The organism is Bacillus cereus group sp. MYBK5-2 (assembly GCF_051915685.1).
GTDB classification, from domain to species: domain Bacteria; phylum Bacillota; class Bacilli; order Bacillales; family Bacillaceae_G; genus Bacillus_A; species Bacillus_A cereus.
The window spans coordinates 51,167-58,566 of the sequence record NZ_JBQAFE010000015.1; the positions used below are offsets into that span (position 1 = coordinate 51,167).

Sequence of the window (7,400 nt, forward strand, 5' to 3'; positions counted from 1 at the left end):
GAATAGAGAAATGGATAGAATAAAATGTACGGTTGCATATGATGGCATGCATTTTTGTGGTTATCAAATTCAGCCGAACCATCGTACTGTTCAACAGGAGATAGAAAAAGCATTGCAGAAATTGCATAAGGGAGAACTTGTTCGTGTTCAGGCATCTGGTAGAACAGATTCTACAGTTCATGCAAAAGGACAAGTAATACACTTTGATACTCCTTTGTCTCTTGAAGAATGGCAATGGATTAATGCTTTAAACACAATGTTGCCAGATGATATTGTTATTAGGCAAGTAGAGAAAAAAACAGAAGAATTTCATGCACGTTACGGTGTTGAGAAAAAAGAATATCGTTATCGTGTATTATTATCAAAGACTGCGGATGTATTCCGTAGAAATTACGTATATCAATATCCATACCCGCTCGAAATCAACTCTATAAGAAAAGCAATTCCTTATTTTATTGGAACACATGATTTCACTTCTTTTTGTTCGGCAAAAACTGACAAAAAAGATAAAGTGCGAACAATTTATGAAATCGAGTTAATTGAACAAAATGATGAAATAATTTTTCGTTTTGTAGGTAATGGATTTTTATATAATATGGTCAGAATTATTGTTGGTACGTTACTTAGCGTAGGGCAAGGAAAGCTTGATCCTGATAGCATTCCAGAGATTTTAGCGAAACAAAATCGTCAGTTTGCTGGAAAGATGGCTCCAGGTCATGGGCTTTACTTATGGGAGGTAAACTATAACAACTAATCCTGGTGTAACATTTGCTTGACATTAGAAACTCAAAAGTATATCATAACATATGGTATTGTTTCTAAAACCACGATTAGCCCCGGAAGGAAATCGTGTTTAAGATAAACAATAGATTTTTTCTATGGAAAAGATAACGAGGAGGGAAACACATGCGTACGACTTTTATGGCAAAAGCTAACGAAGTTGAGCGTAAATGGTATGTGGTTGATGCTGAAGGTCAAACTTTAGGTCGCCTTGCTAGTGAAGTAGCATCCATTTTACGTGGTAAAAACAAACCTACATTTACACCACACGTTGACACGGGTGATCATGTAATTATTATTAACGCTGAGAAAATTCATTTAACAGGTAATAAATTAAACGATAAAATTTACTACCGTCACACTAACCACCCAGGTGGACTTAAGCAAAGAACAGCTCTTGAAATGCGTACAAACTACCCTGTACAAATGTTAGAGCTTGCAATTAAAGGCATGCTTCCAAAAGGACGCTTAGGCCGTCAAGTTTCTAAGAAACTTAACGTGTATGCTGGAGCAGAGCATCCACACCAAGCACAAAAACCAGAAGTTTACGAACTTCGCGGATAATTAATTAAAGGAGGGCTTACTTTGGCACAGGTTCAATACTATGGCACTGGACGTCGTAAGAGTTCAGTAGCGCGCGTACGCCTAGTTCCAGGCGAAGGACGCGTTATCATTAACGGTCGTGATTTTGAAAACTATATCCCATTTGCTGCATTACGTGAAGTAGTGAAACAACCTCTAGTTGCAACAGAAACTTTAGGTAACTACGATGTACTTGTAAACGTAAATGGTGGTGGATACACTGGTCAAGCTGGTGCTATTCGTCACGGTATTTCTCGCGCTTTATTAAAAGCTGATCCAGAATACCGTCTAACATTAAAACGTGCAGGTCTATTAACTCGTGACGCACGTATGAAAGAGCGTAAAAAATACGGTCTTAAAGGCGCACGTCGTGCACCTCAGTTCTCAAAACGTTAATTTTTGCGAACTACAAACCCCAACCATTTTGGTTGGGGTTTTTTATGTTTCATTCCTCTTTTGCAATTTTTATAGCTTGGAATATTTTAGTGCTCCCGCCACGCGTATGCTTCTTCTTTAGAAGTTTAGACTAATACGTATTAGGGAGGTTTATATGTACTATGAATGTCATTGTCAGCTTACAAGAAAAACAAAAAGAAAAGCAGTTAAAATACGAGCGGAAGATGTTGCGGGAATTATCATTAAAAACATTGCGTTCAAATATTCGTGATGCCTTTCAAATGCAAGAGCTTCATCGTCAGTATGAAGATTACTGTATTGAATTAGGGATAGAATCTTATTTATTAGGAGCGAGATACAGTAAATTTGGTTATTATGGTGAATCGTTTTTTGATGTGAAATATAGAGCTTTAGAAGAAGAACAACAATTAACTGAAACGCTATTTCAATTTTTAACGAGTATGACTATGCGAGAAATAAAGTTGAAAGATGAGGAGTTACTTTTTGAATCTTGTCAGCAGTTTATAGGATTGTGGTGGCAAGAAGGGTATGAAAAAGGTGAAAGAAGATATCGATTAAAGCTTCATTAAGACAAGCATAAACTTTCCTCTTGTCCCATATAAGTAATTAGAGGGACTAGCTGGAGGAGGAAAGGTATGAAGAGAATTCGAATTATCTCTTTTGCACTCGCTGCGGTTGTATTGTTTTTTTTAGTCAAGCAAGAATTTCAAATTACAAAATCGTGGCGAGCTTGGAATTTACCCTTATCAGGGAAAGTAATTGTGTTAGATGCTGGGCATGGTGGACCAGATGGAGGGGCTGTTGGTGGAAAGGATATTATAGAAAAGGATATTACGCTTGAAATTACAAAAAAGGTACAAGACTATTTACAAGAACAAGGTGCACTAGTTATTTTAACGCGTGAGGGAGATTATGATTTAGCTAACAAAGATACAAAGTCATATAGTAGACGTAAAGCAGAGGATTTAAAAAAACGTGTAGAAATCATCAATAAACCTGATGTAGACTTTTTTGCAAGTATTCATTTAAATGCTTTAACTAGTAGTGGATCGAAAGGCGCACAAACGTTCTATTACCGCTCTTCGATTGAAAATGAACGTGCTGCAAAATTTATACAGGCTGAATTGAGAACAAGTTTAGAGAACACGAATCGTTCTGCTAAGACAATTTCGCATGTATATTTATTAAAGTATTCTAAAACACCAGGTGCTTTAATTGAAGCTGGCTTTTTATCGAATGTGAACGAAAGGTATATGTTAAATTCAGAGAAATATCAGCAAAAGGTAGCAGCTGCAATATACCGTGGTATATTACGTTATTTCACGGAAAAAGGAAATCCTCCAGAATAAGGAGGATTTTTTTGAGCTTCTCTCGTTAACGAAGTTTTCGGAAAATATGTTATACTGGAAATGTAAACGCATTTATTTCAAGGATAAGCAGAGATAAATTCAATTAACATTACGTTATTTTTCATACAGGGGGCTGGGCTAATTATGGTAACGAAAGAGCAAGTGGTTGAAGCGTTAGAAGGGATTGTAGATCCGTTTTTACATAAAACATTAAAAGAAACAAGTGCAATTAAAGAGGTAACAGTCAAGCCAGAGAAGGAACATGTGAGTGTCAAAATTGCAATCGTAAAAACCGGTACAGCGGAACAAATGCAGTTGCAGTCTGGAATTGTAAAGTTAGTAAAAGAACTTGGGGCAGCAACAGTTGGACTTCGTTTTGCAGAATTTACAGAAGAGGAATTAGCTCAGTTTGCACCGGAACAAGAAGAAGAGCAAAGTGAATCTTTATTGTCACCTAATTCAAAAACAACATTCTTAGCAGTAGCGAGTGGGAAAGGTGGCGTGGGAAAATCAACTGTTTCCGTTAATCTTGCAGTTGCTTTAGCTCGTTTAGGAAAAAAAGTTGGTATTATTGATGCGGACATTTACGGTTTTAGTGTGCCAGACATGATGGGGATAGAAAAACGTCCTATCGTAAGAGGTGACAAGATAATTCCGGTGGAACGTTTAGGTGTAAAGGTAATCTCAATGGGCTTCTTTGTAGAGGATAATGCACCAGTTATTTGGAGAGGACCTATGCTTGGGAAAATGTTAAACCACTTCTTCACAGAAGTAGAATGGGGCGATTTAGATTATTTAGTACTAGATTTGCCACCAGGCACAGGTGATGTTGCGTTAGATGTGCACTCAATGTTGCCATCTTGCAAAGAGATTATTGTAACGACGCCTCATCCAACAGCTGCGTTTGTAGCAGCGCGTGCTGGAGCGATGGCATTGCGCACTGAACATAGTATTCTTGGTGTTGTTGAGAATATGGCATATTTTGAAAGTAAGGTAACTGGTGAGAAAGAATATGTATTTGGAAAAGGCGGGGGAGATAAGTTAGCTACCGAATTACAAACGAATGTTCTTGGTCGTATTCCACTGCAACAACCCGATTGGAATAAAGAAGACTTTGCTCCTTCAGTATATGAAGATACACATACAACGGGCATTATTTATAGTAAAATAGCTGAAACAGTAATTGATAAAACAGCTGTTACACAAAAATAAAGTGAAACTTTAATCAGTGGGGTTCACCTGTTACTGACAACAATAAGGCTTTTGTTACTAGTAAACCTTTCGCTTAATTAGAGGGGTCCATTTTGTCTGTTAATAGCAAGATAAAGTAATAACGAGTGAACAATATATAAATTGTCCACTCGTTATTATAGTTATTATTTTTTACTGTTCGCCCTTCTTGTCGCCTTGAGAACCACCGTCACCGCCTGCTTCTTTCTTACCAGATCCGCCTTTTTCAGCTTTTTGCACACCTTTACTAATGATATCAATCATCTTGGCTTGGAAGAGTGGACTTTCAGCAGTTTCTGTTAGTACTTGTTGTAGATATTGACGGTATTCTTTACTCTTCATTGTTTGTAACATCATTTTTTCTACTTCAGGATTTTTCATAATTTCTATAACGCCTGCTTGGTATTCAGGGTCTTTTAATAAGGTTTTCATTAATTGAGTTTGTTCTTTCCCCATACTTTTAGCAAATTTTGATGAGAACTCAGGATCTTTAAAGAGCTTTTCCCAGAATTGTTGCCCTTTATCGGATACCATGGCATCTTCAATCGTTTTCTTTACTACTGTTTCATCTAGTATGAGTGCTTGTTTCATTTTTTCATCAGTTAATACATCTTGAATAGCTTTCTTACCTTGATCTGTTTTTAAAATATCAACAATCATTTTCTTTGTTTGATCGTAATCTAGTTCGGATTTCGTTTCTTTTCCTTGTGCGCATGCTGCAAGTGCGATAAGTAGAAAAGAAGAAACGAAAATGAATAGCATCCGTTTCATAAGTTGGAACTCCTTTCAGCACAGTTCTCTCTTTTTAATATAAATATCTTTAAGGAATTTATACATGAACATGGCTAGCTTTTTGAAATTGTCATTGATACAATTTAATTAGAAATATAAGGATAATGGGGGATGTGTTGTGAATAGCCGCAAGTGGGTACGACTATTTTTAACGACGTTGTTTCTTGGTGGGATGAGCACAGTTATTATTGGTTTTGTTTTGGAGTGGGACAAGTACAATAAATTTTTTCAAAATTTCGACGGTAAGGAGATTTTAGCAGTATCTTTCTGGCTGATGGGTGTGGGATTTATTTTTAGTGTTATAAGTCAAATGGGATTCTTTGCATATTTAACAATCCACCGTTTTGGACTAGGAATGTTTCGCTCATCTTCTTTATGGAATGCAGTCCAGCTCTTCTTTATTGCATTCGTATTATTTGATTTTGTGTATTTAAGATCTGTACTTATTGCAAATGGGGAAGTCTCGTTAGGGAATAATATACTTGTTGCTGGAATGTTATTTGTGTTTGGAGCAATTGTTGCTTATGTAAAAAGTAAAGAAACAAATAAAAAAGCATTTGTGCCAGCTCTGTTCTTTATGGTTGTTGTAACGATCCTTGAATGGGTACCGGCGCTTCGGATTAATGATACAGATTGGTTATATTTAATGGTTATACCGCTATTGTTATGTAATGCATATCAATTACTTGTATTACATCGTTTAATCGGAAAAACAAGTAAATCAGCTTAATAGAGAGGTTTTATACAACAGCAGTTATAATGTTGTAAATGGTATGATTAAAAAAGCTCTACCACCTTCTTGAAAGGTAGTAGAGCTTTTTATGCGTGAAGAGTAGTAGGGAAGAAGCTACTTCACATCTTCACTTTTCGTACTTGTGTTGGAAATAAGTTGTGAAACGGATATTTGCTCATATCCATCACTTTTTATTTTTTGCAGGAGCAGCGGTAAAGCTCTATTTGTTTGAAGGGCAGAATCGGATGCGTGTAATAAGACGATATCTCCACCTTTCAAATTATTAGAGACAGTGGAAACGATGTTATTTACACCTGGGTTTTTCCAATCGTTTGAATTATTACTCCAATGCACGACGGTGTATCCAAGTGATTCTGCGATTTTAAGGGTTGCTTTGTTAAATTCGCCACTAGGTGGACGTAACAGCTTGACTTGTTTTACACCAAGTTTCGTAAAAACATCTTGTGCTCGTAAAAGGTCTCGTCTTATTTCATTTGTCTCTAGAGAAGTATAGGATGTGTAATTGTACCCCATACTACCGATTTCGTGTCCATCTTTCATGATTCGCTCTACAATATCGGGGTGTCTTTCGGCCCATGCAGCAGAAAGGAAGAAGGTTGCATTCTTAATTTCTTTTTCTTTAAGAGTATCTAGGATTGGAATTGCTTTTTTGTCTCCCCAACTAATATCAAACGTAAATGCAACTTGCTTTTTAGCGGTGTCTCCTTTGTAAATTACTTTAGGGCCTGTAGCAGTTGAAAAAGCAGATTCATGTGAATATGTTTTTAAAAAGAGTAGCCATGCTGTAAATAAGGACAGTATCACTATTAAGCTAATGTGTTTAAAATTTCTCTTACTCGTAATAAAAAAGAAAAACATAATATTACGCCCCTTTGTCCAATCCTTTTCAGTTACATATATGCTGGAAATATAAAAAAGAGAACAAAGGATTAATATCGTAAGTAGTGGATATAATGGATGATAGGATTGTGATAATTGAAAATGAGCGGAACGTTTATTGTTGCGTAAGGAATTATTGAGGTGATTGTTTGCTTGGGCTGATGTTGACAAAAGAAGAGAGAAAAGAAATGGAATACATATTGAAGAGAGAATTAGAGGAACTTTTATTTGATTTTGAAGATGAGCGTATTCATGAAGTTGTAAAAAAAGCCATGGAAGAAAGATATAAAATCATTTTCTGTTTATTCCGGAGAGTAGCTAACACAGAAGAATGTATTCGTTATGTAAGAAAAAGAATTTTTTATTAAAAAGTGTTGACGTTAATAGTTTGTATATGTTAAATTAATAACCGTCGCTGATGCGGAAACGCAGAAAACGACAAAAAGAAATTGAAAAACTTAGTTGACATTAACTAACGAAGATGTTAACATAAGGAAGTCGCAAACGAGCGACCAAGTAGTTCTTTGAAAACTGAACGAAACAAACAACGTGAAACGTCAATTTTTATTTTAGATGCTAGACAAACTAACTTTATTGGAGAGTTTGATCCTGGCTCA

Annotated in this window: 10 protein-coding genes; 8 read left to right on the forward strand and 2 right to left on the reverse strand. The window is 36.1% G+C overall.

Annotated features, from left to right (window positions below):
- Window positions 1-10: 10 nt before the first annotated feature.
- The 6 genes from truA to ACTFP3_RS28385 all read left to right on the forward strand — a co-directional run bounded on the left by truA (window position 11) and on the right by ACTFP3_RS28385 (window position 4,340).
- Entirely contained in the window at window positions 11-754 is a 744-nt protein-coding gene (gene truA / locus ACTFP3_RS28360; protein WP_002098927.1) for a tRNA pseudouridine(38-40) synthase TruA, read from the forward strand.
- A gap of 152 nt (window positions 755-906) precedes the next feature.
- Window positions 907-1,344, forward strand: a complete 438-nt coding sequence (gene rplM / locus ACTFP3_RS28365) for a 50S ribosomal protein L13 (protein WP_001260793.1) — start codon at window positions 907-909, stop codon at window positions 1,342-1,344.
- 21 nt (window positions 1,345-1,365) lie between these two features.
- Window positions 1,366-1,758: a 30S ribosomal protein S9 gene (gene rpsI / locus ACTFP3_RS28370; RefSeq protein ID WP_000079986.1), complete on the forward strand. Its 393-nt coding sequence runs from the start codon at window positions 1,366-1,368 to the stop codon at window positions 1,756-1,758.
- 161 nt (window positions 1,759-1,919) lie between these two features.
- The gene (locus ACTFP3_RS28375) at window positions 1,920-2,348 is read left to right on the forward strand and encodes a DUF2521 family protein (protein ID WP_001101005.1); all 429 of its coding nucleotides are present in this window, start codon (window positions 1,920-1,922) and stop codon (window positions 2,346-2,348) included.
- Window positions 2,349-2,414: 66 nt separating this feature from the next.
- Entirely contained in the window at window positions 2,415-3,128 is a 714-nt protein-coding gene (gene cwlD / locus ACTFP3_RS28380; RefSeq protein ID WP_000822439.1) for an N-acetylmuramoyl-L-alanine amidase CwlD, read from the forward strand.
- 144 nt (window positions 3,129-3,272) lie between these two features.
- Window positions 3,273-4,340 carry an Mrp/NBP35 family ATP-binding protein gene (locus ACTFP3_RS28385; protein WP_000256628.1) on the forward strand — a complete coding sequence of 356 codons (1,068 nt, stop codon included), beginning with the start codon at window positions 3,273-3,275 and terminating at the stop codon, window positions 4,338-4,340.
- Between the two features lie 171 nt (window positions 4,341-4,511).
- On the opposite strand, the gene gerD is transcribed toward ACTFP3_RS28385, so the two are convergent.
- Window positions 4,512-5,129: a spore germination lipoprotein GerD gene (gene gerD / locus ACTFP3_RS28390; RefSeq protein WP_440011928.1), complete on the reverse strand. Its 618-nt coding sequence runs from the start codon at window positions 5,127-5,129 to the stop codon at window positions 4,512-4,514.
- Window positions 5,130-5,268: 139 nt separating this feature from the next.
- On the opposite strand from gerD, the gene kbaA reads away from it, so the two are divergent.
- The gene (kbaA, locus tag ACTFP3_RS28395; RefSeq protein WP_001088534.1) at window positions 5,269-5,880 is read left to right on the forward strand and encodes a KinB signaling pathway activation protein KbaA; all 612 of its coding nucleotides are present in this window, start codon (window positions 5,269-5,271) and stop codon (window positions 5,878-5,880) included.
- A 117-nt stretch (window positions 5,881-5,997) separates the two neighbouring features.
- Here the strand turns inward: kbaA and pdaB are convergent, their stop codons facing one another.
- A complete protein-coding gene (gene pdaB, locus ACTFP3_RS28400; protein WP_000464703.1) occupies window positions 5,998-6,762 on the reverse strand; it encodes a polysaccharide deacetylase family sporulation protein PdaB in 765 nt (254 codons plus the stop codon).
- 170 nt (window positions 6,763-6,932) lie between these two features.
- Between pdaB and ACTFP3_RS28405 the strand changes: the two genes are divergently transcribed.
- Window positions 6,933-7,151 (forward strand): hypothetical protein, encoded by a 219-nt coding sequence (locus ACTFP3_RS28405; RefSeq protein WP_000901147.1) that lies wholly within the window; start codon window positions 6,933-6,935, stop codon window positions 7,149-7,151.
- The last annotated feature ends 249 nt before the right edge of the window (window positions 7,152-7,400 follow it).